The sequence below is a fragment of the Streptomyces sp. NPDC028635 genome (assembly GCF_040637635.1).
Taxonomy (GTDB): Bacteria; Actinomycetota; Actinomycetes; order Streptomycetales; family Streptomycetaceae; genus Streptomyces.
The window spans coordinates 37,529-56,142 of record NZ_JBEZWX010000033.1 but is presented as its reverse complement, the minus strand read 5'-3'; the positions used below and the strand labels follow the sequence as shown (position 1 = coordinate 56,142).

At 68.8% G+C, this 18,614-nt stretch carries 25 protein-coding genes and 2 pseudogenes; 11 read left to right on the top strand and 16 right to left on the bottom strand.

The window, feature by feature from the left end; genetic code table 11:
* Positions 1 to 164 precede the first annotated feature (164 nt).
* From AB0E88_RS27780 to AB0E88_RS27770, 3 genes are all read right to left on the bottom strand, one after another.
* Positions 165 to 410 carry a type II toxin-antitoxin system RelE/ParE family toxin gene (locus AB0E88_RS27780; protein ID WP_361635909.1) on the bottom strand — a complete coding sequence of 82 codons (246 nt, stop codon included), beginning with the start codon at positions 408 to 410 and terminating at the stop codon, positions 165 to 167.
* On the bottom strand, positions 407 to 667 hold the full coding sequence (locus AB0E88_RS27775) for a type II toxin-antitoxin system Phd/YefM family antitoxin (RefSeq protein ID WP_361635907.1): 261 nt from the start codon (positions 665 to 667) through the stop codon (positions 407 to 409). Before AB0E88_RS27775 ends, AB0E88_RS27780 begins: the two co-directional genes overlap by 4 nt.
* 499 nt (positions 668 to 1,166) lie before the next feature.
* A complete protein-coding gene (locus AB0E88_RS27770) occupies positions 1,167 to 1,322 on the bottom strand; it encodes a DUF6131 family protein (protein WP_361635904.1) in 156 nt (51 codons plus the stop codon).
* 224 nt (positions 1,323 to 1,546) lie between these two features.
* Here AB0E88_RS27770 and AB0E88_RS27765 point away from each other — a divergent pair, with 224 nt between their 5' ends.
* Positions 1,547 to 1,717 carry a hypothetical protein gene (locus AB0E88_RS27765; RefSeq protein ID WP_361635901.1) on the top strand — a complete coding sequence of 57 codons (171 nt, stop codon included), beginning with the start codon at positions 1,547 to 1,549 and terminating at the stop codon, positions 1,715 to 1,717.
* A gap of 65 nt (positions 1,718 to 1,782) precedes the next feature.
* Here AB0E88_RS27765 and AB0E88_RS27760 read toward each other — a convergent pair whose 3' ends face one another.
* Both AB0E88_RS27760 and AB0E88_RS27755 read right to left on the bottom strand, forming a co-directional pair.
* The gene (locus AB0E88_RS27760; RefSeq protein ID WP_361635898.1) at positions 1,783 to 2,781 is read right to left on the bottom strand and encodes a YdcF family protein; all 999 of its coding nucleotides are present in this window, start codon (positions 2,779 to 2,781) and stop codon (positions 1,783 to 1,785) included.
* A 182-nt stretch (positions 2,782 to 2,963) separates the two neighbouring features.
* A pseudogene (locus AB0E88_RS27755) lies at positions 2,964 to 3,185 on the bottom strand (toxin Doc); the annotation flags it as partial.
* 386 nt (positions 3,186 to 3,571) lie between these two features.
* Here AB0E88_RS27755 and AB0E88_RS27750 point away from each other — a divergent pair.
* Both AB0E88_RS27750 and AB0E88_RS27745 read left to right on the top strand, forming a co-directional pair.
* Complete coding sequence (locus tag AB0E88_RS27750; RefSeq protein WP_361635895.1) at positions 3,572 to 3,916, top strand: hypothetical protein; 345 nt, start codon at positions 3,572 to 3,574, stop codon at positions 3,914 to 3,916.
* Positions 3,817 to 4,278: a hypothetical protein gene (locus AB0E88_RS27745; protein ID WP_361635892.1), complete on the top strand. Its 462-nt coding sequence runs from the start codon at positions 3,817 to 3,819 to the stop codon at positions 4,276 to 4,278. Before AB0E88_RS27750 ends, AB0E88_RS27745 begins: the two co-directional genes overlap by 100 nt.
* Before the next feature lie 403 nt (positions 4,279 to 4,681).
* On the opposite strand, the gene AB0E88_RS27740 is transcribed toward AB0E88_RS27745, so the two are convergent.
* Positions 4,682 to 4,870 (bottom strand): hypothetical protein, encoded by a 189-nt coding sequence (locus AB0E88_RS27740; RefSeq protein ID WP_361635889.1) that lies wholly within the window; start codon positions 4,868 to 4,870, stop codon positions 4,682 to 4,684.
* Positions 4,871 to 5,362: 492 nt separating this feature from the next.
* On the opposite strand from AB0E88_RS27740, the gene AB0E88_RS27735 reads away from it, so the two are divergent.
* Positions 5,363 to 6,400: a DUF2599 domain-containing protein gene (locus tag AB0E88_RS27735; protein ID WP_361635886.1), complete on the top strand. Its 1,038-nt coding sequence runs from the start codon at positions 5,363 to 5,365 to the stop codon at positions 6,398 to 6,400.
* A 572-nt stretch (positions 6,401 to 6,972) separates the two neighbouring features.
* Here AB0E88_RS27735 and AB0E88_RS27730 read toward each other — a convergent pair.
* The gene (locus AB0E88_RS27730) at positions 6,973 to 7,749 is read right to left on the bottom strand and encodes a hypothetical protein (RefSeq protein WP_361635883.1); all 777 of its coding nucleotides are present in this window, start codon (positions 7,747 to 7,749) and stop codon (positions 6,973 to 6,975) included.
* Between the two features lie 552 nt (positions 7,750 to 8,301).
* Here AB0E88_RS27730 and AB0E88_RS27725 point away from each other — a divergent pair.
* Positions 8,302 to 8,568 (top strand): hypothetical protein, encoded by a 267-nt coding sequence (locus AB0E88_RS27725; RefSeq protein WP_361635880.1) that lies wholly within the window; start codon positions 8,302 to 8,304, stop codon positions 8,566 to 8,568.
* Here the strand turns inward: AB0E88_RS27725 and AB0E88_RS27720 are convergent.
* Both AB0E88_RS27720 and AB0E88_RS27715 read right to left on the bottom strand, forming a co-directional pair.
* A complete protein-coding gene (locus AB0E88_RS27720; protein ID WP_361635878.1) occupies positions 8,550 to 9,134 on the bottom strand; it encodes a YrhB domain-containing protein in 585 nt (194 codons plus the stop codon). The genes AB0E88_RS27725 and AB0E88_RS27720 overlap by 19 nt on opposite strands.
* A 194-nt stretch (positions 9,135 to 9,328) precedes the next feature.
* A complete protein-coding gene (locus tag AB0E88_RS27715) occupies positions 9,329 to 10,204 on the bottom strand; it encodes a sigma-70 family RNA polymerase sigma factor (RefSeq protein ID WP_361635875.1) in 876 nt (291 codons plus the stop codon).
* An 83-nt stretch (positions 10,205 to 10,287) separates the two neighbouring features.
* Between AB0E88_RS27715 and AB0E88_RS27710 the strand changes: the two genes are divergently transcribed.
* Positions 10,288 to 10,746: a carboxymuconolactone decarboxylase family protein gene (locus AB0E88_RS27710; protein ID WP_361635872.1), complete on the top strand. Its 459-nt coding sequence runs from the start codon at positions 10,288 to 10,290 to the stop codon at positions 10,744 to 10,746.
* Positions 10,747 to 11,488: 742 nt separating this feature from the next.
* Positions 11,489 to 11,788: pseudogene (locus AB0E88_RS27705) on the top strand (nuclear transport factor 2 family protein); the annotation flags it as partial.
* A 129-nt stretch (positions 11,789 to 11,917) separates the two neighbouring features.
* Here AB0E88_RS27705 and AB0E88_RS27700 read toward each other — a convergent pair.
* Positions 11,918 to 12,277 (bottom strand): helix-turn-helix domain-containing protein, encoded by a 360-nt coding sequence (locus tag AB0E88_RS27700; RefSeq protein ID WP_361635869.1) that lies wholly within the window; start codon positions 12,275 to 12,277, stop codon positions 11,918 to 11,920.
* Between the two features lies 1 nt (position 12,278).
* Positions 12,279 to 12,893 carry a TetR/AcrR family transcriptional regulator gene (locus AB0E88_RS27695; protein WP_361635867.1) on the bottom strand — a complete coding sequence of 205 codons (615 nt, stop codon included), beginning with the start codon at positions 12,891 to 12,893 and terminating at the stop codon, positions 12,279 to 12,281.
* A 78-nt stretch (positions 12,894 to 12,971) separates the two neighbouring features.
* On the opposite strand from AB0E88_RS27695, the gene AB0E88_RS27690 reads away from it, so the two are divergent.
* Complete coding sequence (locus tag AB0E88_RS27690; protein WP_361635864.1) at positions 12,972 to 13,310, top strand: EthD domain-containing protein; 339 nt, start codon at positions 12,972 to 12,974, stop codon at positions 13,308 to 13,310.
* A gap of 4 nt (positions 13,311 to 13,314) precedes the next feature.
* Here the strand turns inward: AB0E88_RS27690 and AB0E88_RS27685 are convergent, their stop codons facing one another.
* Both AB0E88_RS27685 and AB0E88_RS27680 read right to left on the bottom strand, forming a co-directional pair.
* On the bottom strand, positions 13,315 to 14,253 hold the full coding sequence (locus tag AB0E88_RS27685) for an SDR family NAD(P)-dependent oxidoreductase (protein ID WP_361635861.1): 939 nt from the start codon (positions 14,251 to 14,253) through the stop codon (positions 13,315 to 13,317).
* 50 nt (positions 14,254 to 14,303) lie between these two features.
* The gene (locus tag AB0E88_RS27680; RefSeq protein WP_361635859.1) at positions 14,304 to 15,191 is read right to left on the bottom strand and encodes an SDR family NAD(P)-dependent oxidoreductase; all 888 of its coding nucleotides are present in this window, start codon (positions 15,189 to 15,191) and stop codon (positions 14,304 to 14,306) included.
* Between the two features lie 71 nt (positions 15,192 to 15,262).
* Between AB0E88_RS27680 and AB0E88_RS27675 the strand changes: the two genes are divergently transcribed.
* Positions 15,263 to 16,192, top strand: a complete 930-nt coding sequence (locus tag AB0E88_RS27675) for a LysR family transcriptional regulator (RefSeq protein WP_361635856.1) — start codon at positions 15,263 to 15,265, stop codon at positions 16,190 to 16,192.
* A gap of 6 nt (positions 16,193 to 16,198) precedes the next feature.
* Here the strand turns inward: AB0E88_RS27675 and AB0E88_RS27670 are convergent, their stop codons facing one another.
* The gene (locus AB0E88_RS27670) at positions 16,199 to 16,618 is read right to left on the bottom strand and encodes a VOC family protein (RefSeq protein WP_361635853.1); all 420 of its coding nucleotides are present in this window, start codon (positions 16,616 to 16,618) and stop codon (positions 16,199 to 16,201) included.
* 55 nt (positions 16,619 to 16,673) lie between these two features.
* On the opposite strand from AB0E88_RS27670, the gene AB0E88_RS27665 reads away from it, so the two are divergent.
* Positions 16,674 to 17,282 (top strand): TetR/AcrR family transcriptional regulator, encoded by a 609-nt coding sequence (locus tag AB0E88_RS27665; RefSeq protein WP_361635850.1) that lies wholly within the window; start codon positions 16,674 to 16,676, stop codon positions 17,280 to 17,282.
* 230 nt (positions 17,283 to 17,512) lie between these two features.
* Here the strand turns inward: AB0E88_RS27665 and AB0E88_RS27660 are convergent, their stop codons facing one another.
* Positions 17,513 to 17,761, bottom strand: coding sequence for a hypothetical protein (locus AB0E88_RS27660; RefSeq protein WP_361635847.1), 249 nt, complete (start codon positions 17,759 to 17,761; stop codon positions 17,513 to 17,515).
* Entirely contained in the window at positions 17,758 to 18,015 is a 258-nt protein-coding gene (locus AB0E88_RS27655; protein WP_361635845.1) for a hypothetical protein, read from the bottom strand. Before AB0E88_RS27655 ends, AB0E88_RS27660 begins: the two co-directional genes overlap by 4 nt.
* 266 nt (positions 18,016 to 18,281) lie before the next feature.
* On the opposite strand from AB0E88_RS27655, the gene AB0E88_RS27650 reads away from it, so the two are divergent.
* The gene (locus AB0E88_RS27650; protein ID WP_361635842.1) at positions 18,282 to 18,596 is read left to right on the top strand and encodes a DUF1775 domain-containing protein; all 315 of its coding nucleotides are present in this window, start codon (positions 18,282 to 18,284) and stop codon (positions 18,594 to 18,596) included.
* Positions 18,597 to 18,614 lie beyond the last annotated feature (18 nt).

Sequence of the window (18,614 nt, the reverse complement as noted above, 5' to 3'; positions counted from 1 at the left end):
GGTGGGTGCGGTCGTAGCGTCCCGCATGCCGAGCGAACTATGTGACCTTTTGGAGGGGCTACGCCTCGCCATGCGTGGCGTGACCGTACGCTGAACGGGGTCTGGGACGGGGACGGCTGGACAGAGCCTTGGCTCGAAGTTTCAGCCGACGTCCGGCGGGGCGTTCAACGAACGCGTCCGAGGTGGATGACGCTGACGCGGATCTGCTGGTCGCTGATCTCGTACATGACCCGGTATGCCCCGATATGGATGCGTAGTAGGTCGGCGCTGCCGAACGCGCCGTCGGGCCGCGGATTGTCGGCGAGGCGGTCAACGGCGGTGAAAACCTGCCGCACTCCCGCGGGGTCCTCCTTAGCTAACCGCTCCGCCTGGGAGAGAGCCTCGGGCTCCCAGATGACCTCGTAGCTCACGCCTCAGCTCCGCCAAACACCCGGCGGTACGCCTCGCCGTGCGGGACGCCGGCGTCCTCACCCCGTGCCTGCCGCGCGCGGTAGGCCGCTAGGGCCCGCAGCTCCTGGAGCTCCAAGGCGTCAGCGGGACTGACCAGTACGGCAACGGTCTGCCCATGATCGGTGATGGCGACCGGTTCCCGGGTGGCGCTGACCTCGCGCGCGATGGCGCCCAGCCGGGCTCGCGCTTCCACGATCGAGTATGTCGTCTCCGTCATGCACACCAGATTACGGAAGTGTGCACCTGCGGTCCATGGCTCCGCTGGCGGCGCCGGACGGCATCGGGGACTGCGGGAAGCGCCACAGACACGTCCACGCAGGACCTCGAGGGAAGGCGCGTCTCATCCGCGACGCCGCACACCGTCGACTACACCAAGTTCGGCCCTGATCTTTCAGGCCCGCCCCCGAAGTCTGGTCAGGGCGCGCACGCAGGTGCTTTCACTTGGGTTTCGGCCAGGTTCCGCGCGGTGCGTTCACCGGCGAGTTCGCGCTCGCGGCGGTGGCGCAACTGTGGCGGACCGACGTGCGCATCGTGGACGATGGCCCGTCGTATGGGCGAGGCCGACCCACAGATCCGCTCAATGGCGTGCCAAGTCGTTGTGCACGGTCTGGCCGATGCGGCGGGCGGTGCCGCAGCGATGGGCAGCAGCGGCGGGCGGGGCAGCGAGTGTCACCGTCGTGGCGCCGGTTGTCATCACGGGCAGCCGGCCGCTGTGCCTACCAGTAGTGGCGTCGACCTCCGACGGCGTGTCCGATGGAACCGAGGACGAAGAGAATGAGTCCGATCGCGAGGAGGATGATGCCGATCGTCCACAGGATGCCGATGTGCAGGAGGAATCCGACGATGAGCAGGATGACACCGAGGGCGATCATGGTGCTCTCCTTTCCCGGCGGTCGCTGACGGCCGCTGATTGCAGGGCCCGGCAGGGCGTGGCCGTCCGCCGCGGAGATCCTAATCGGGTAGTACCCGCACAAATGGGAATCACGCCTGGTGAGAGCGGGGCCACATGGTGCGCCGGCCCAAGAGGCCGAGGGTCGCCCGGCCGCCCCCCCAGCCTCACCCTGGAGAGCAGGACTCATCCGCGACAGGATGGGGCATGGCGGCTCAGATGCGCTGTGACGATGCGCTGCCTCTCGTCGGCGCAGGGCAGATCATGGTGGACGTCGATCTTGGACTGTTCCTGCCGGACGGCCCCGGTGACTGCGGCGGCATCCTGCGCCGTATCCCCTCCGGCCTGGCAACCGCCGTTGAGGGGATGGGGCCATAACAGACGATCATTGTCCGGATCACGCCCTTGTCGTGGGCGGGGGCTGGAGCAGTACGACAGTGGGCTCAGCGCTCCAAGACCGCCGTCGCCACGGGCACCGCCAGCAGCAGACTGAGCCCGATCAGCGGGAGCCGGTCCAGCCACAGGACGGCGGCGAACTCGCGCAGGGTCGCGGAGAGCCAGTACGTGGGGGAGGTCGGTGCGCCGATGACGTCGACGGGGACTCCGGCGCGGCGGGCCAGCAGGGTCGTGCGGTAGACGTGGAAGCCGCTGGTGACCACCGTGGCACGGTGGCCGGGACCGGCGCGGTCCATGAGGGCCCTGCTGAAGCGGAGGTTCTGCCGGGTGTTGACGGAGCGGTCCTCCCGCACGATCCGGTCGGAGGACACTCCGCGAGCGCGCAGGTAGTCGGCCATGGCGTCCGCCTCGGAGACGACCTCGTCGTCACCCTGGCCGCCCGACACGACGAACGTCACGGGATCCGTGTCCGGTGCGTCGGGGGCATCGACCGCGAGGGCGCGTTCGAGCCTGTGCCTGAGCAACGGGCCGGGCTGGTCGCCGTCGAGCCCGGCGCCCAGGACGACGACGTGGGTGGTCCCTGGCGGCGGTGTACTGCGGCCCCGGACGACCACGTATCCGGTGAACACCAGGAACAGCAGGCTGAGGTATCCCGCGGCCGCGTTCACCGCGACCATGAGACCGCCCGCCGCCGCGCCGCCCACCAGGTGCAGCACCATGTCGAGGCCGGGCACCGCCAGCACCGCGCAGCCGGCGGCACCGGTGGCGAGCAGCGGCGTCTGCGGTCCGTAGCGCCGGACCAGGAGGACGGCGTCGACCAGCAGGAGCAGGCCCAGCGCGAGCGCCCCGAGCAGGGCGGCGACGGCGAGCACGGTCGCGAGAGTGTGGTGGCTCTGCGCGCTGCGGGCGCAGACGCCGAGTCCAGCAGACGTCACCGCGAGACAGAACAGGACAGCGGTGCAGAACCGGTACGGTGCCAGCACGGCATGCACGAGGCCGCCCGCGGCGAACACCGCCGCCGCACAGTACTCCGGGTACTCCGGCACGTCCCGCACCACTCCGCTCTCGCATCCGCCGGGCCGCTGGCCCCGTCCCCGACCGCCTGACGCCGCCTGCGCGTTCCCGGACCCGCGCAGCGCGGCGGTCTCGGTGCGGACGGCCGCCCGACATCCTCGCAGACCAGCCGCAAGGCGCCGCAGGCGGGCGGCCGCTGCCGCCGTCTCCTGGATCAGATGCGCCAGGAACGCAGGGCTTCAGCGACGGCGTAGATGCTCAGCCGGGTGTCGCGGACCTTCCTGATGAGGCCGGACAGGGCGCCGTACGGCGGGTCGATGCCTTCGCCGGACTGGTCCATGTACTGGGCGGCGACGAAGGCGGCGAAGAGGCTGTTGCGGTGGGGGAGCGGCCCGAGACGGGCGATCGTGTGCAGGAGCGCGGCCGCGCGCCAGGCGGGGCGCTGTTCTCTCTCCTTTGAGAAATGAGGCATCTTGTACGCTCCAATCTAAGGCGCAAGACGGATAAGGCTGGCAACGGCTGGTCTCGTACTCCTGCTTGGCCTCACGGTGTTCGCCATCCTGACGGACAAGCCGTGGTGGATGTACGTATTCGTAGCAGCTCTCCTGATTGTCGGTGCCTACGCAATATCGTCACCCCCGGCAACGGCGTCCCCTGGCAGGCCATGACCGACCCAGACCGCTCTGCCAACATCCGCGCCAGTAATTCACGGCGTGAATAATCACGGAAAGGTAACGGCCGGGTTGTCGGAGCTACGACCGGTGCCGAAGGCAAGGGGCACGCCCGCTCGCGAGAGCCGTAGTCGGGCCGTACACCGGACGTATGGTGCTCCGGCCTCCGGTGGAACCGATGCTGGCGCAGGCCCGTGACACGGTGCCTGCGCCCGGCGCTCTGCCCGGCCGTCTCGTCTTCCAGCCGAAGTCCGACGGCTACCGCGCCCTGCTCTTCACGGCGCCTGTCCGGCTCCAGTCCCGCCGCAGCAGCCTGACCCAGGCCCCCTTCCCCGAGCTGGTGCACGCGGCCGCAGGTCTGCCCGAGGGTCTGGTCCTCGATGGCGAGCTGGTCGTGTGGACGGGGGAGGGGATGTCGTTCGAGGCGTTGCAGCGACGCGCGGCCGCCGGCCACCGCAGCGCCCCCCGCCTTGCGGAAGAACTGCCCGCCACCTGATCGTCTTCGACGTCCTCCAGCTCTGCGGCCAGGAGCTGCTCCCCGTCCCCTACGCCGAGCGCCGCGCCCGCCTGGAACAGCTCTTCACCGAACACGATCTGCACGCCCCATGGACGCTGTGCCCGGAGACGGACGACCCCGGGACGGCGCAGGAGTGGCTGACGTCCTGGACGCAGGTTCCGGGTGTGGAAGGGCTGGTCATCCGGGGCAAACCACGCAGCGAACCGGCCCTTGGCGCTCCGCCAGGGGCCGGTGCCGTGTTCCAGGACCACCCCAGATCCGGCCGGGGAGTTCGATGGGGACGCCTACGGACATGGCCCTGGGCGACGCGCCTACGCTGTCACGGTCGGGTGGCGCCGTAATAGTCGACGTTGAACAGTGGTGCCACGGTTTTCTCCATCTCCACCCACCGCCCCTCGGTCTGCGTCTTCTGTGGCAGCGACCTGCCCGCTGACGGCAGTGGTGCGCGTGCCGTGGTCAGGGGTCGGCGTGTGCCAGATCCCTCGCGGGAGGCACCGGAGCTCGAAGCAGCCGAAAGGCCCGGGACCGTGCTGGTCCCGGGCCTGCGCAGCGGAGGCGTCGGGGCTGGGTGAGCAGCAGCTGGATCGACCCGTCAGTGTTTTCCTTGGCCAGGAGTATTCGCAGGCCATCTTGTCGACCGGCGGCGCGGCGTGGATGACTGTGCGCTTGGGTCAGTTGCGGGTACTTGCCGTGGTTGGCGCACTTAGGGAAGGTTTCGTCGGGTTTGCGGAATTGGTGTGCCTGTCAGGCGAGGTTCCCGGCGAGCTTCTCGCCGGGCAGGGTCGGCAGGTACCGGTTGCTGAAGAAGGAGCAACCGGCCCGCACCGTGACGGCCGGAAGACGGTCCGAGCGCGAGGTGACCACCTGGCCGGCCGGGAAAGAGCCCGCCTTGGAGGTCTGGTCGCACGGACAGTGGCGGTATGCACCGATCATTGTGCGCCAGGATTGGGCGGATGGGTGTGTCTTCAACCAGGTACGCGCTGACCCGCTCGGGACAGCCGGGCCAGCTCCAACATGTATGAGTGGCCGCCTCCAGGCCTGCGCGCCGCACGCGGCTCGGATAGCCGCACCGGACCGGACAGGGGGCGGACGCGCGTGCCCCGCGGCGCACGGGCTGACGATGCCCGCCAGAGCCCCGTCACTTCCACGGGTGAGCCGACAGGGGTGCGTTGGTGCGGGGGCGGGATGAGACGTCGTGCTCTGAGCAGCAAACAGCAAGAAGACGTGATCAAGGTCCGGGGTGTGGGCCTTCAGTTCGTCCACGGTGAGTTGCCGGGGGATGGGACGAGCGATGGGAAGACTTCCGTCCCAGGAGTGGGTGCGTCGTGTGTCTTTCTCCAAGTGAGGCCGGAACCGTGGCTCTTTCCTCCCTATGCCACAGGAACCTCACAGGAGAGACTTCCAGGCATGATCAGAGCAAGAGGCGTGCGCCTCATCATCCTGCTCGCTACGAGCTGTCTCGTGCTGCTGGGCGTCCAGGCCGTCCCGGCCTCCGCGCAGGTTTTCTGCGGCACTCACTCGGTCGACGGCGCGATCTGGACCCAGTACACGCAGACTCCCGGCATGCAGGACGCCCTGGGCTGCCCCACCAGTGACGAACTCGTCGTTCCCGACGGTGTGGGACGCCGTCAGGTCTTCGAGCACGGTTCTATCTACTGGAGCCCAGACAGCGGGGCCCACACCGTGTGGGGCGTCATCGGCGACAGGTGGGGCCAATGCGGTTGGGAGGGCGGTAACCTCGGCTACCCCCTGACCGATGAGATCAAAAACCCCGACGGCCGGGGTGTGCGTCAGCAGTTCCAGCGCGGTTCCATCTACTGGAGTCCCTCCACCGGGGCACACCCGGTCTGGGGACTGATCGGCTGGTACTGGGGCAAGCAGGGTTACGAAGGCGGCTTTTTCGGCTACCCCACCAGCGACGAGTACCCTGGCACCAAGATCGGTGGCCCGGACGACGCCAACACCGGTGTGCGCCAGGACTTCGAGCACAGCCGCTACCTGCTCTACAGCCCCGGCCAGGGTTCCGCACCGGCCGCCTTCGACTCTTGCGGCAACGCGTGCATCGGTTACGGAGCTGCCGTCAACTCAAGGTGGGTCGTGAAGACGGAGGTGTACGTCAACCTGGGAGACCAGCGCGCCCGCACCGTCGATGTCACTCCCACCAACGCCGCGTACAAGACGGTCAACCCCCTCGTCGACAGTGCGGTGGATGACATGAGCGGGCTGTGGAAGCAGACCTGGTCCAACCTGGACCCGATCTACTTTCCCAACGCGACGCAGACCGAGACCAATTCGGTGTACGAGCAGCTGTACTGCCACGCCAAGTACTCCTACGCCAAGAACTCAGCGGAACACTTTGGCGGCCCGACCTGGGACCTTGAGGTGTGGCGCCCGGACATCGGCATGGACAACTTGAAGATGCTCCAGTCCAAGTGCAACTGGGGCCCTGACTTCCCCCAGTAGGTCGTTCTCGCTCCGCAGAAGCCGCCTGAACGAGGCGTCACCTCTATGTGGCTTCGTTCAGGTGAAATGGTTCTGGCTCAACTTTGGAGACGCGGCCACGCTGAGTGGCGGATGATCTTCTCCGGGTAGTAAGTGAAGTCGCCCGAAATGAACCGTCATCACGTGGGTTGGGATGACAGTTCGGGGCCGTGGAAGAGATTGACCACCTCAGGCCGTCAGGCCGGAGGCGGTGCTCCCGTCGCGCAGCCCACTCCACCACGGCCACGTACCCGGCTCACCACGTGAATCGTGTGGGACACCCTCAGCGAGGAACGGCGCCCGGACTGACAGACGACCTCGATGCCGCGCCAGCCACGCGGCCGGACTTGATGCTGTGCGACCGGGCAGCAGGCCCGCGAAACGACACGGTTCGCCGCCCGCAGCGGCAGCTCCTGCGGGCGGCGGACTGGTCGGAACCGGCCACCCGCGGTAGAAGGACGTCCGGTTGGGTGGAGCGCTGGCCGGCTGCGACTCCGTGCTGGGGCCGGCCGGCACTTCCGGGACACCGGTGGGGCGAGCTCTCGGCATGCGGCTCAGACGGTCCGGGGGATACCGTCGCTGTCGCAGGGCAGTTGGGCAGAGGGATGGTTGTTCGTGAAGTCACGCTCGGCCTGGCGCCCGGCCTCGGTGATCGCGGTGGGTGCGACGTTGATGATGCCGCCGAAGGGCCGGTCGACGTCGCGGATGATGACCAGGGCCGTGGTCAGCAGGGCAGTGATCACGACGAGGGTGAGGATCTGGCCGCGGTTGTTCCTCCGCGGCAGGCAGACCCCCAGGGCCGCCACCGTGATGACGAGGGTGGCGAGCAGGAACCAGAAGATGGTGCTCGGGATGCTGGAGGTCGCCTGGGTGAGGCGTTCCTCGCGTTCGTCGGAGCGCCTGTTGTCGGCGGCCACGAGCATGCCGAAGACCGGCTCGCCGGCCAGGCTCTTGAAGGACTCCCGCAAGTTGGTCGACCACACGCTGGGGGCCGGTGAACCGTGGCCGTCGCCCATCGCGGGCCACTCCTTGGTGCGGACGGCCCGGGCGTAGCAGACGGCGTGGGCCTGGACGAGGGCCCGTTGGGCCGCCGGGGCGTACTCGGCGGTCTCGACGAGCTGGTCCAGGGCACGGGCCTCGCCCCGGGAGGCGACCTCAGCCTTGCCGTAGGAGCCGTTGGCGGTGACCAGGACGAAGGACAGCAGCAGGACGGTCATCGTCAGCAGCGGCCCGACGAGGTCCTTGACCGCCATCCCCTCGTCGTCGTCGACATTCAGCAGACGCGGCCGAAGCCAGCGGTTCGCGGCAAGGCCGGCGAACAGAGCGACCACGGCAACGACGATAACCAGGACCACAGGGGCCACCTCCGGGCAAGGCTGGGGATCCCCGTGGACAGGCCGGGGCGTCATGATCATTCCGGCGCGGCCGTGATGCGCGGAAGAACAAAAACGTTCCCCCGCCTTCTCACGAGGGACCTCACATCCGCCAGACGGACCAGCCCCTCCACCGCTTGATCGGCCTCGGCTGACCCCTCAACAGCCGCTGCATCGCATGCAGTGACATCACTCCAAGAGTCTTGGCGCCTTCCGGCCCGCGCTCCGCTTCGAGGCCGATCGCATACCTGCCAGAGTCCAGAAGGCCTACTCCAACCTCAACGCCATCCGCCAAGGGCACGCCGATCTGGGGAGCCCGCACCCGCTTCGACGCCTCCGCGTGACGCTACATCCCCGTTCGCCGCCTGCACTCCAGCGTCGAGCGCGACATTGAGAACCGTCCTCGACGAGTTGTTCGCTGGTGCGGACGTGTCATGACCCCGGACCGGACGACCGAAGCCGAGGTTCCGTCAGTGGAACCCGGGACGGGGTATTGGCAGAGCCTGCTGAATGCAGGATGATCCCGACCCTGAGTTCCGCACCTACTGCCACCTCTTCGCCGCCCGCCGGCCCTGGCAGCGCGGCTGCATCGACGACTTGCTCCGAGATACCGCCGACGACAAGGTGGCGGGACTCCTCATCTCCGACACCCGCATGCAGCGCATCCCCCGCCCCAACGACGGTGGCGCCGACGTCTTCCTCACCACACCCGAAGAACGGGACCGGATCCGCATTCGGCACGCCGACTGGCTTTTCAGTCACCCCTCGGGTCTTTGATCGGGTCGGATCACCGCTCCACTCAGGACGGTCTTGAACGCAATTACCGGGTTGAGGGGCTCCACGAGCTCCTTAGCGTCGACGGCCACGAGGCGGTCGGGTGCATCACCCTCCAGCAACGCGCTCACGTACTCGATGACCTCCGCGGGCGACAGCACAGGCAGCCTCAGGCGCAATGTCCGCACAGCATGCAACCGTCCGCGCGTAGACGCGATCTCGCGGAGCGCATCGTGTAGATCGTCTACTGCGGTCCGCACCGGCAGCCCGCGGATCCGAGCCCGGTAGTCCGCCTCCCACTCCCCGGTTTTCGCGGAGACGACGCCGATCCGGTGCAATCCTCCGTCGACGCGGTCGACCAGGTACGGCCCATTGCCATCCAGCGCGTACTTCGAGTTCCGGGTGCGTATGAAGTCCTTGGACTGCCAGGAGACGATCCACACCAGTTCGTGCTCCTTGACACGGACCACGGCCATCCTCATTGCGTCCGCGCTCATAGCCCGCCACTGCTGATAGTCGCGCTCCAGTTGTTCCTCGACGGCCCGAACTGCGGTTTCTCGCTCGATCACGCCTGCAGCATTCCGCACGGCCCTGGGTCCAGCCAGTCATTTCCCCGCAGTCTGCAAGAGCAGCTGCGTGACGCCGCCCAGGAATACGACAGCAACGGAACAAGTGCTCTGCCAGTACCGCTCAAGACCATCGGGAGCTGCGTTCTCCGAAGCACTGAGGCGCTCTAGGAAGCCGTAGCTCGCCAATGGGGGAGTCACACGGGCGCCGGTAGGTCCATAAGTTCGAGTTTGGCGGGGTCGACGATGGCGGTGATCTCGGTGATGTGGCCGTCGGCGACGGTGAAGACGAGGAGGGAGAGCGGGGTGCCGTCCTCGCTCCAGGAGATGACGCCGGGGCGGCCGTTGACGGTTGCCGCATGTCCCTGTGCCGCGTTGCCGGCCACGCGTGCGCGGGTGGCGACTTCGGTGGCCCCGAGCGTCACGAGGGTGCCGTTCGGGGTGTGGACGGTGAACTTTACTTCGGGGTGGAGAATCTGCAGCAGCTGCTCGAACCGGCCGTCGCGGGCTGCGGCCAGGAAGGCGTGAGCCACCTCGCGTTGTTGTCGTCCGGTGCTTGTCGGGTGCTGGGCGGCCTGTACTTTCTTGCGGGAGCGGCTGGCGAGCATTTTGGTCGCGTCGGCGGATTTTCCGAGGATGGTGCCGATTTCCGCGAAAGGCACGGCGAAAACGTCGTGCAGCACGAACGCCAGTCGTTCGTCGGGGCGCAGCGAGTTGAGGACGGTGAGAAGCGCGAGGCCGACGGAGTCCCCGATTGCCGCGAGCTCTTCCGGAGCTGGAGCGTCGTCCAGCGTCACGGTGAAGTCGGGTAGCTGGTCGTCGAAGGAGACTTCTGGTCGCGTGCGGCCCGACCGCAGGACATCGAGGCTGATGCGGCCGACCACGGTGGTCAGCCAGCCGCCGAGGTTGTCGATGGTGTTGGTGTCCTGGCGGGACAGACGCAGCCACGCCTCTTGGACCACGTCTTCCGCGTCGGCATGTGATCCGAGTATCCGGTAGGCGACGGCGCGGAGCCGATCACGGTGGGACTCGAAGGCATCGGCGATCGCGTCCGCAGGATGGGTGCCGGCCATGTTGTTACCTCCGTGGAAGGTGCTCCGTCATAGGGATGACGCGCACAGGCGCCGCAACGTAACCGATGAAGGAGAGCACCCCCATGGAAAACCGGCTCAAGAACAAGAACAAGAACAACACCGATGTGTGGACCGCGATCCAGCACCTCCAGAAGGCGATCGCCGCCGGAGGCGTCGATCCGAAGCTGCTTGCGCTGGTCCACCTGCGCGCCAGCCAGATCAACAGCTGCTCGGCGTGCGTCTACGCCAGTGCTGCCGGAGGGAGGAAGGCTGGAGACACCGACGAGCGGCTGCATAACGTCGCAGCGTGGCGCGAGGCGCCGTTCTACACGGATGCGGAGCGCGCGGCACTGGCGCTGGCAGAGGCCGCCACCCGGCTGCAGGACGGTGCTCCGGGCGTCACTGACGAGATCTGGGAAGAGGTCAACGCCCACTTCACCGAGGAGCAGATCGGAGCGATCAACCTGGAGATCGCGCTGACCAACTTCTTCAACCGGATCAACCGCACCATCAAGGAACCGGCCGGCAGGACCTGGGGCTGAGCCCCAGCGCGGCTCTCACCCCATGACGTTCCCAGCGAAATGGGCTTCGGGTAGGCCGACGAGGTCGGGCAGGGGTGAAAGCCCCTGGTGGGACCTCATGAACGCTCCGGCGGGGCAGCGACTGAGGTGGTGCGGGTAACGATCTCCCGGTAGCTGAGTATTCCCCGGTCGACGCAACTCTGCTGCCGGGAGAACGGCCCGCCGAGCTGGGCGAGTTTCTCTTCGTGTGGGTCAGATATACGCCGGAGGAACCAGCTCTGGCGCCAGGTGCCGTGGTCACACGGCGCGCGAGCTCGCGGAGCAGCTGGTGCCGGCCGAGCCGGGGCACCCATGGCAGGGCGTGCGCTTCACGTCCTCGTGGGGGTCGAGAAGGCCGCTGGACGTGACCTTGGTCGAGTCGGTCTTGGCTGCGGAGATCGTGGTCGATACGGCCCGGGAGCGCGGTGTGTGGCGGTGGCGGCACCCCGTTCGGTACGCCCGGCTTTGCCTGGAACGTGGCCGTTGCGGAGGTGAGGGCGTACCACCGGAGACCAGGTGAGCCGACCGCTGTGTGCCGGTGTGCTGCCCAGCTCGGGGGAGGGGATGGTCGTGGCGCGCTCCCGGCGGTCTGCTGTTACTCACTTTCGGGGAGGTGTCGATCTAGCGTTGAAGGCATGACGCACAGCACCCCCACGTGGCCACCGGCCACACCTTTGACCAGCGACTTCAGTACCTCGCGGACCGGATCGAGATCCAGGACCTGATGGTGCGGTACGCCCTCGGCCAGGACCTGCACGAAGACGGCGACCACGACGTCCTGGAACAGTGGGACACCATCTTCGGCCCCGAGGCCACCGTCGACTACTCGGCGGCCGGCACCAGCGCACTGAAGGACATCCCTTACCGCAAGCTCGTGGACGTGATGCGCGGCGCCGACGGTTCCATGAGCGGACTGCTCAAGTGGCAGCACTTCCAAGGGTTTTCGACCGTCGACATCGACGGTGACACGGCTCTCGCCCGCACCCAGCACCTGCACAGCCACAAGGGCGGCACCGGCGGACAGGGCTGGAACCTCATCCAGACCGGCTTCTTCGTCGACCGGCTCGAACGGCGCCCGGGGGGGGCGCATCGTCCACCGCACGCTCGAAATCATCTGGATGGACACCTTCCCGACCGCCTGACCCCGGCCCCGCTACCCGCCGGTGCCGGCGTCGCACGCCCGGACCGTCCAGTCGTGCAGGGCGTTGAGGGCGGTGGCGAGCGCGCGTCCGGCCGCGGTCAGTTCGTACTCGACGTGCGGCGGCACCTCGGGATAGACGATGCGGCGCACGACTCCGTCGGCCTCGAGGGCGTGCAACTGCTGCATCAGCATCTTCTGGGACACCTGCCCGATCGCCTGCTCCAGTTCGGAGAACCGGCGCGGCTCGCGGACGAGGAGGTGGTGGACGATCGGCAGCTTCCACCGGCGCCGGATGACGCCGAGGGCGTGCTCGACCCTGCTGGTGGAGCAGTCCCGTCCCGCCGTCCCGGCGGAGTTCTCCGGATCTTCCATGTCACTGACTTCTGTTCTCGGGCTCTGCGGCGGATGCCGATCCGGTGGGGCGTGCGGTGAGTGCCGCCACCAGGCGGCGGTTGGCCTCCGGCGCGGTCATGCCCCAGTCCCACTCGTTCTTGTGCAGGCGCAGGGAGACCACGCCGTGCCAGACCGACCAGAGCAGGAGGGCGGCAGCGAAGGGAGCGTCCGGGTCGACCCGGCGGGCCAGGTCCACGATCCGTCGCTGCAGGCGCGGGCCGTGCGCGGCGCGGGTTGCCGGGAGTTCGTCGCCGCTCTCAAAGAGGAGCTGGTAGGCGCCAGGGTGCTCCAGCGCCCAGGTGATGTACGCGTCGCCGGCGACCACTAGGCGGTCGGCGCCTTCCGCCGCGGTGTCCAGCGCCGCTTCGACGGCCTCGATCAGGGAGGTGTACTCGGCGTCGAGGACCGCGGAGCGCAGGTCCGCCTCCGAGGGGAAGTGCCAGTAGACCGCCGACGGGGCCACCGAGCACGCCCGCGCGATGGACCGCAGGGACGGCACGGCGACGGGCTGAGGCTGCGCGAGCGCGGCCACCGCCGCGGCGACGAGTTCAGCGCGCAGGTCCCGGCCGCTCTTGCCCTCTTCCCTACGTCCCACTCGTACACCCTCCATCCGGCCACTGAACACCTGTTCATTGTAAGCTGCGATGAACAGGTGTTCAGTAAATGATCGGGGATGGCGATGCTCACGCTCATGACGGTGATCCGCAAACGGCCCGAGGTCTCCACGGAGGACTTCCGCCACTTCATGGAGCACGAATACGGCCCGACCTACGCATCCCTGCCCCAGGTACGGGAGTACGTGCAGTACTACCTCTCGGACTCCGGCCAGGACGACGCGGAGGAGCCCATCGACGCCATCGTCCGGATCGCTTTCGATTCGGAGGCGACGATGCGCGAGGCCCTCGGCACCGACGCCTACCGGAAGGCGCACGAGCTGCGGGCCGCGTACATGCGCGACACGTCCGTCGGCATTCACTCGGCCGTACTGGAACAGCAGGTGCAGCTGGTGTAGCGATCTACAAGGCACCTGCCTCGGTGAGCAGGTCCTGCGAGAGGTCCCACAGGCGGCGGGCGCCCGCGGGGTCGACGGCGTAGCGGGCGACGCCGTGCAGGGTGCCGGAGCGTCGGTCGACGACCTCCGTCTCGTTGCAGTCGACGAAGTAGCGGCCGCCGATGCCTTCGAGGTGGGGTGACGTGGCGAGGAGGACGGAGGTGGCGGCGCCCTGCTCGACGCTCTTGATCAGCTCGGCGGGCACCCGTCCGCTGCCCCGGCCGCCGGTGTGGCGCTGCAGGTTGGTGTAGATGGCGCCGGGCATCAAGGCGTTGGCGGTGATGTTGTCGTCGGCCCAGCGGCGGGTCGCCTCGACCGCGAAGAGGACGTTCGCGGTCTTGGACTGACCGTAGGCCAGCCACGGGTCGTAGGGGCGGAAGGCGAAGTTGACGTCGTCCCATACGACGGGCGACTGCTGGTGGCCGGTGGAACTCACCACGACCACACGGGCGTTGCCGTCGGCGGCCAGCGCGTCGTGCAGGCCGGTGGCGAGGGCGAAGTGGCCCAGGTGGTTGGTGGCGAACTGCCACTCCCAGCCCTGCTCGGTGTACTGCTCGGGGCAGGCCATGACGCCAGCGTTGTTCACCAGAACATGCAGCGGGCCCTGCCACGCGGCGGTGAAGGCCGTAACGGAGGCCGGGTCGGCGAGGTCGGGCTGGGCGACCTGTACGTCCTCGTTGCCGGTCGACGCGGTGATGTCCTTGGCGACGCGTTCGCCCTCCGCCGTGTCGCGCACGGCGAGGGTGACGCTCGCGCCCGTTCCGACCAGTGCGCGGGCGGTCTCGGCGCCGAGGCCCGACGAGGCTCCGGTGACCACCGCCCGGCGGCCGGTGAGATCGATGCCTTCCGCCACTTCGGCGGCTGTGCTGGAGAAACCGAAGGGGGTGGTGATGGTGCTGCTCATGGGTGAATTCCCTTGCCGTGTACGGGGGCGAGTGCGTCGGTGCTGCGCGTTCAGGGCGTGACCATGCGGTCCTGCTCCACCGGAGGCGTGCCGCCGTGCCAGTCGAGGGCCTTGCCGAACCGGACCAGTTCGCCGTACAGGGCGGGATCGGTGCCTGCGGCGAAGATCAGGTCGAGTATGGCCTCGGCGGCCTGGGCCGGCGACTGGGCCTGGCTGTAGTCGCTGAACCACGGGCGCGAGGTGGCGGTGTCGACCATGCCGGGGCACACGGCGGCGACCAGCGTGCCGGAGGCCAGGTCGCGCTCGCGGCGCTCGGCGGCGACCGCGCGGACGGCGGCGACCTGGGCGACCTTCGAGGGCACGTTCAGCCAGATCGGCCAGCCCGCCTCCTGTGCGGTGCGGTGGTGGATGGCGCTGCGCCACGACTCGACGGCGTACTCGACCTGGTCGAGGCTCGCGCCGTCGAACAGGTGGTGCAGGCGCCCATCGAGATGGCCGAGGGTGCCCAGGCTGCTGGCCACGACGAGCAGCCGCCCGCCGGGGCGCAGAAGGGGACCGAAGGAGCGGAGGATCGTGTGCGTGGCGGTGTTGGAGACGTCGATGAACTCGTCGGCCCGCTCGGCCTGAGACTCCTCGGGCAGCAGCCGGGCGACCGCGTTGGACAGGACGATGTCGACCCCTCCGTGCCGGGCGCGGAGGTCATCGGCGAGTCGGGCGACGGCCTCGGCGTCGGTGACGTCCAGGACCCGACCCTCGACGCGGGCGCGGGTACCGGGGAGCCGGCTGACCTCGCCCGCGGCGTCCGTCACGCGCTGCTCGTCGCGTCCGGTGAGCAGGACCAGATCGTCCGGTCGCATCCGGGCCGCGAGACCTTCGACGAAGGCGCGGCCCAATCCTTGGTTGGCGCCCGTGACGAGGGCGATGCGTGAGCTGTTCATGCATTCCACGCTAGGAACGCCGCGTCCATGCGTCCAACGAAAGTTGGGAACGGCTAGTATGCGTAAACGTCATGGACTTCACGGATGTGTCACTCACCGCGCTGCGTGTCTTCCGCGCCGTCGCCGAGCAGGGAACCTTCACTGCGGCCGCCGCGTCCCTCGGCTACACGCAGTCTGCGGTGTCCCGGCAGATCGCCGCGCTCGAGCGGGCCGCGAGCGCGGAGCTGCTCGAACGGCGGCGCGAGGGTGTACGGCTCACCGCGGCCGGGCGTCTCGTCATGCGCAGAGCGACCGTCGTACTCGACGAGATCGACGCCGCCGCCCGCGAACTGTCCGGCCTGCCCGAACAGGCCGCGACGGTGCGCCTCGGCTGGCTGCCCAGCGCCGGTGCCGTCCTGGTTCCCCGTGCCCTGGCCGCCCTACGCCGCACGGACCCCGGCATTGAGGTCGTCGGCCGGGAGGGCGGCACGCCGGCGCTGGTGCGCGCCCTTCGGGCCGGCAGTCTCGACCTGGCCCTGCTCGCCTCGGCCCCGCCGTTCCGGCCGCCGGACACCGAGTCGCCCCCGCTTGTCCTGCAGACCCTCACCGAACGCGCCCTGCGTCTGGCCATGCCCGCGGCGCATCCGCTGGCCCGCGGCCACTTCGTCGACGTCGCCGACCTGCGCGGGCAGCGCTGGATCGCGGGCTCCGCCTCGGGCGAGGACCGGCTGATGGGCGTATGGCCCGGACTGGACGAACGGCCCGAGATCGCCCACACCGCGCGCGACTGGCTCGCCAAACTCCAACTCGTTGCCGCGGGCTGCGGATTGACCACGGTGCCCGCGTCCCTCGCACCGGCCGCACCTGAGGGAGTCCGCGTCCTGCCCGTCCGTGGCGGCCCTCAGGAACAGAGGCGTCTGCTTCTCGCCCACCCTCCCCAGACGCCGACCGAGCCGGTGGCTCGCGTGGCGGCGGCCCTGCGTACGGCCGCCCTCGACTCCGTTGCGGCTGATGCCTCTTGAAGCCGGTCAGCCCTGTGCCGTTTCGATCAGTTCGAGGAGATTGCCTTCCGGGTCGGTGACGTAGGCGTACCGCATCCCCTCGGTCGCGCCGGGCGCGGGCGGCGACACCGCCCCGGCGCCGCACTCCGCCGTCAGGCGCGCGAATGCCGCGTCCAGATCCGGAACTTGCAGCGCGAGGTGCGTGAAGGTCTGCGCGGAGGTGGCCGCGAACGGATCGGCGTGCGTGACGGGGCTCGAACCGGAACGTTCGACAAACTCCACACGCAGCCCGGCCTCGTCACTCAGCACGGCGGTGCGGACACCCGCCTCCGGCATCTCGATGCGCTCCTCCACCTTGGTGAGCCCGAAGGCGTCGCCGTACCAAGCTTCCTGAACGGCGAGGTCGGCGACCGAGAGGCTGACGTGATGGAAACGGACAGCGGTCATGGCTACTCCCGTGGTTAATGCCACTTACCTGGTTAGTGTTGTTAACCTTAGACTCATGAGCCCCCCTGTCAAGCGGCGTCCCACCGGCCGTCACCACGGTGACCTGCGCAACGCCCTGCTGCGAGCAGCCCTCGAACTGGTCGCCGAACGAGGACCGCACGGTTTCACCCTGGCCGAGGCCAGCCGCCGCGCAGGGGTGAGCGTCGCGGCGCCGTACAAGCACTTCGTCGACCGCGAAACCCTGCTGGCGGAACTCGCCACACAGGGCTACCGCGCACAACGGGACCGCTTCGCGGCGGCCCTGGGCGCAAGCCAGGACCCGGTGGAGCAGCTCGCCGCCTTCGCGTCGACCTACGTCCGCTTCGCCGCGGAGGAGCCCGCCCTGTTCGACATCACGTTCCACGCGGGCCTGGACAAGTCCCGGTTCGACGAACTGGCCGCAGCCGGCGACGAGGTGGCCGGGCTTCTTCTCCCCGTATCCCGCCGCCTTGCTCCCAACGAGGACGACGCGTTCGACTTGCTGCTCCGCGTGGCCAGCGCTGCTCACGGGCTCGCCGTGTTCCTACGTCAGGGCCTGTTCGGAATGGGCGGCGCGGCTCTCGCCGACACGGAGGAGAAGGCTGCCCGCACGGCCCGGGACATCGCGCGGCAGAACGACACCTGATCTCTTCATGCGCCAGCACTCGCCACGCCGATCGCCTGATCGCTGGCTGCGCCGCGGATGGCTCTTGTCGGCCGCGATGGCTGTACCCGCGTCAGGACACCGGTCATCGCCGTCACCTGGTCGAGGTCAAGCCGGGAACGCTGCCGGATCCGCGGTCGTGAAGCGCGGGCGCGCTCTCTCCAGCCCCGGACGTACGCCGTTGCGGGACCGCATCACGGTGGTGGACGTGGTCAGACGGTGATCGCGAAGACCCACAGATGGGGGTCAGGACCCGGGAGGATCACGTAATGGACGATGGCGGTGCGCGTCGTGATGACGCGCACCGAGTCGTCCATTTCGTACTTGTCGGCCTGCGGCCACGACCAGGGGTCTTCGCATGCCCGGACGATCGCTTCGTGCAGGTCTTCCCGGTCGGGGACGGGCAGGTTCTTGATGGTCTCACCGACGTGAGCGGCGAACCGTGCGGGGATCGCCGTCACGCGCCGAAGACCTCGCCCATGCTCATCGCGCCCTCTTCGGACTGACCGGCGGCCATCCATTTCTTGTAGGCCGCGGCGGCGTGCATGTTCGCGCGCGCTCGCCGCAACTCCTCACCGCCCGACGCGGCAGCGAGATCCGCCTCCAGGACAGCCGCGATGTAGTCACCGATGTCCATGCCCGCCCTGCTCGCCGCGTCGCGAACCTCTCGGGCCAGCTCCTCGGGCACGCGCGCGTTCAACTGAGTCTTAGCCATAGCAGAATCCTAGCGATCTGCTACGCCATCCGGAAGAAGGGCGCTGCCCGCCAGGGACCAGACGGAGCTCAGGTGCGGCGGGTGGCGCTCGCTGCCCAAGTTGCCGCTGAATGCGCGGCAGTGCTGGGGATCCTCAGTTCCGGATGACCCGCTGAGCCTGCTGCGCGGGAATGGTCGGCGGCTTCGGGTGCGGCAGACGCATGGCGCCCGGGCGGCCTGTCGCCGAATCGGCCCGGTAGGGGACGCTGTACTGCCGGCCGAACCGGTTGGCCTCCGCGACCGAGCCGTACTCCGACGGCAAGACCGTCCGCTGGATCGAGGAGGCACAGGGCGGCCAGGAGCCGGAGAACCCGGCGCCCGTGCTCAAGCTCACCGCCAAGGGCACCGAAGACGGCGGTGGCAGCGCGCCCGCCTCGCCGGCGGCCTCGAACGGCGCCGACAGCGCCCAGTCGACCGCCTCGGCCAGCGACTCGACCGCTCGCGGCCTCGGCATCGCCGGGCTGGTCGTCGGCGTGCTGGGGCTCGCTGCGGCGGGCTTTGCCATCGTGCGCGGCCGTTCCGCCGGATCCCGGGCGCAGTAGGCGCACCTGCCCTGCCGA

Excerpts from the sequence above, each read along its gene's own strand:
- AB0E88_RS27690 (WP_361635864.1), top strand. The coding sequence starts at position 12,972 with ATGGCGATGCTCACGCTCATGACGGTGATCCGCAAACGGCCCGAGGTC.
- AB0E88_RS27715 (WP_361635875.1), bottom strand. The coding sequence starts at position 10,204 with ATGGCCGGCACCCATCCTGCGGACGCGATCGCCGATGCCTTCGAGTCC.
- AB0E88_RS27710 (WP_361635872.1), top strand. The coding sequence starts at position 10,288 with ATGGAAAACCGGCTCAAGAACAAGAACAAGAACAACACCGATGTGTGG.
- AB0E88_RS27685 (WP_361635861.1), bottom strand. The coding sequence starts at position 14,253 with ATGAGCAGCACCATCACCACCCCCTTCGGTTTCTCCAGCACAGCCGCC.
- AB0E88_RS27700 (WP_361635869.1), bottom strand. The coding sequence starts at position 12,277 with ATGGAAGATCCGGAGAACTCCGCCGGGACGGCGGGACGGGACTGCTCC.
- AB0E88_RS27725 (WP_361635880.1), top strand. The coding sequence starts at position 8,302 with ATGCAGGATGATCCCGACCCTGAGTTCCGCACCTACTGCCACCTCTTC.
- AB0E88_RS27680 (WP_361635859.1), bottom strand. The coding sequence starts at position 15,191 with ATGAACAGCTCACGCATCGCCCTCGTCACGGGCGCCAACCAAGGATTG.
- AB0E88_RS27750 (WP_361635895.1), top strand. The coding sequence starts at position 3,572 with ATGGTGCTCCGGCCTCCGGTGGAACCGATGCTGGCGCAGGCCCGTGAC.
- AB0E88_RS27675 (WP_361635856.1), top strand. The coding sequence starts at position 15,263 with ATGGACTTCACGGATGTGTCACTCACCGCGCTGCGTGTCTTCCGCGCC.
- AB0E88_RS27765 (WP_361635901.1), top strand. The coding sequence starts at position 1,547 with ATGGCGGCTCAGATGCGCTGTGACGATGCGCTGCCTCTCGTCGGCGCA.
- AB0E88_RS27670 (WP_361635853.1), bottom strand. The coding sequence starts at position 16,618 with ATGACCGCTGTCCGTTTCCATCACGTCAGCCTCTCGGTCGCCGACCTC.
- AB0E88_RS27740 (WP_361635889.1), bottom strand. The coding sequence starts at position 4,870 with ATGATCGGTGCATACCGCCACTGTCCGTGCGACCAGACCTCCAAGGCG.
- AB0E88_RS27665 (WP_361635850.1), top strand. The coding sequence starts at position 16,674 with ATGAGCCCCCCTGTCAAGCGGCGTCCCACCGGCCGTCACCACGGTGAC.
- AB0E88_RS27655 (WP_361635845.1), bottom strand. The coding sequence starts at position 18,015 with ATGGCTAAGACTCAGTTGAACGCGCGCGTGCCCGAGGAGCTGGCCCGA.
- AB0E88_RS27775 (WP_361635907.1), bottom strand. The coding sequence starts at position 667 with ATGACGGAGACGACATACTCGATCGTGGAAGCGCGAGCCCGGCTGGGC.
- AB0E88_RS27770 (WP_361635904.1), bottom strand. The coding sequence starts at position 1,322 with ATGATCGCCCTCGGTGTCATCCTGCTCATCGTCGGATTCCTCCTGCAC.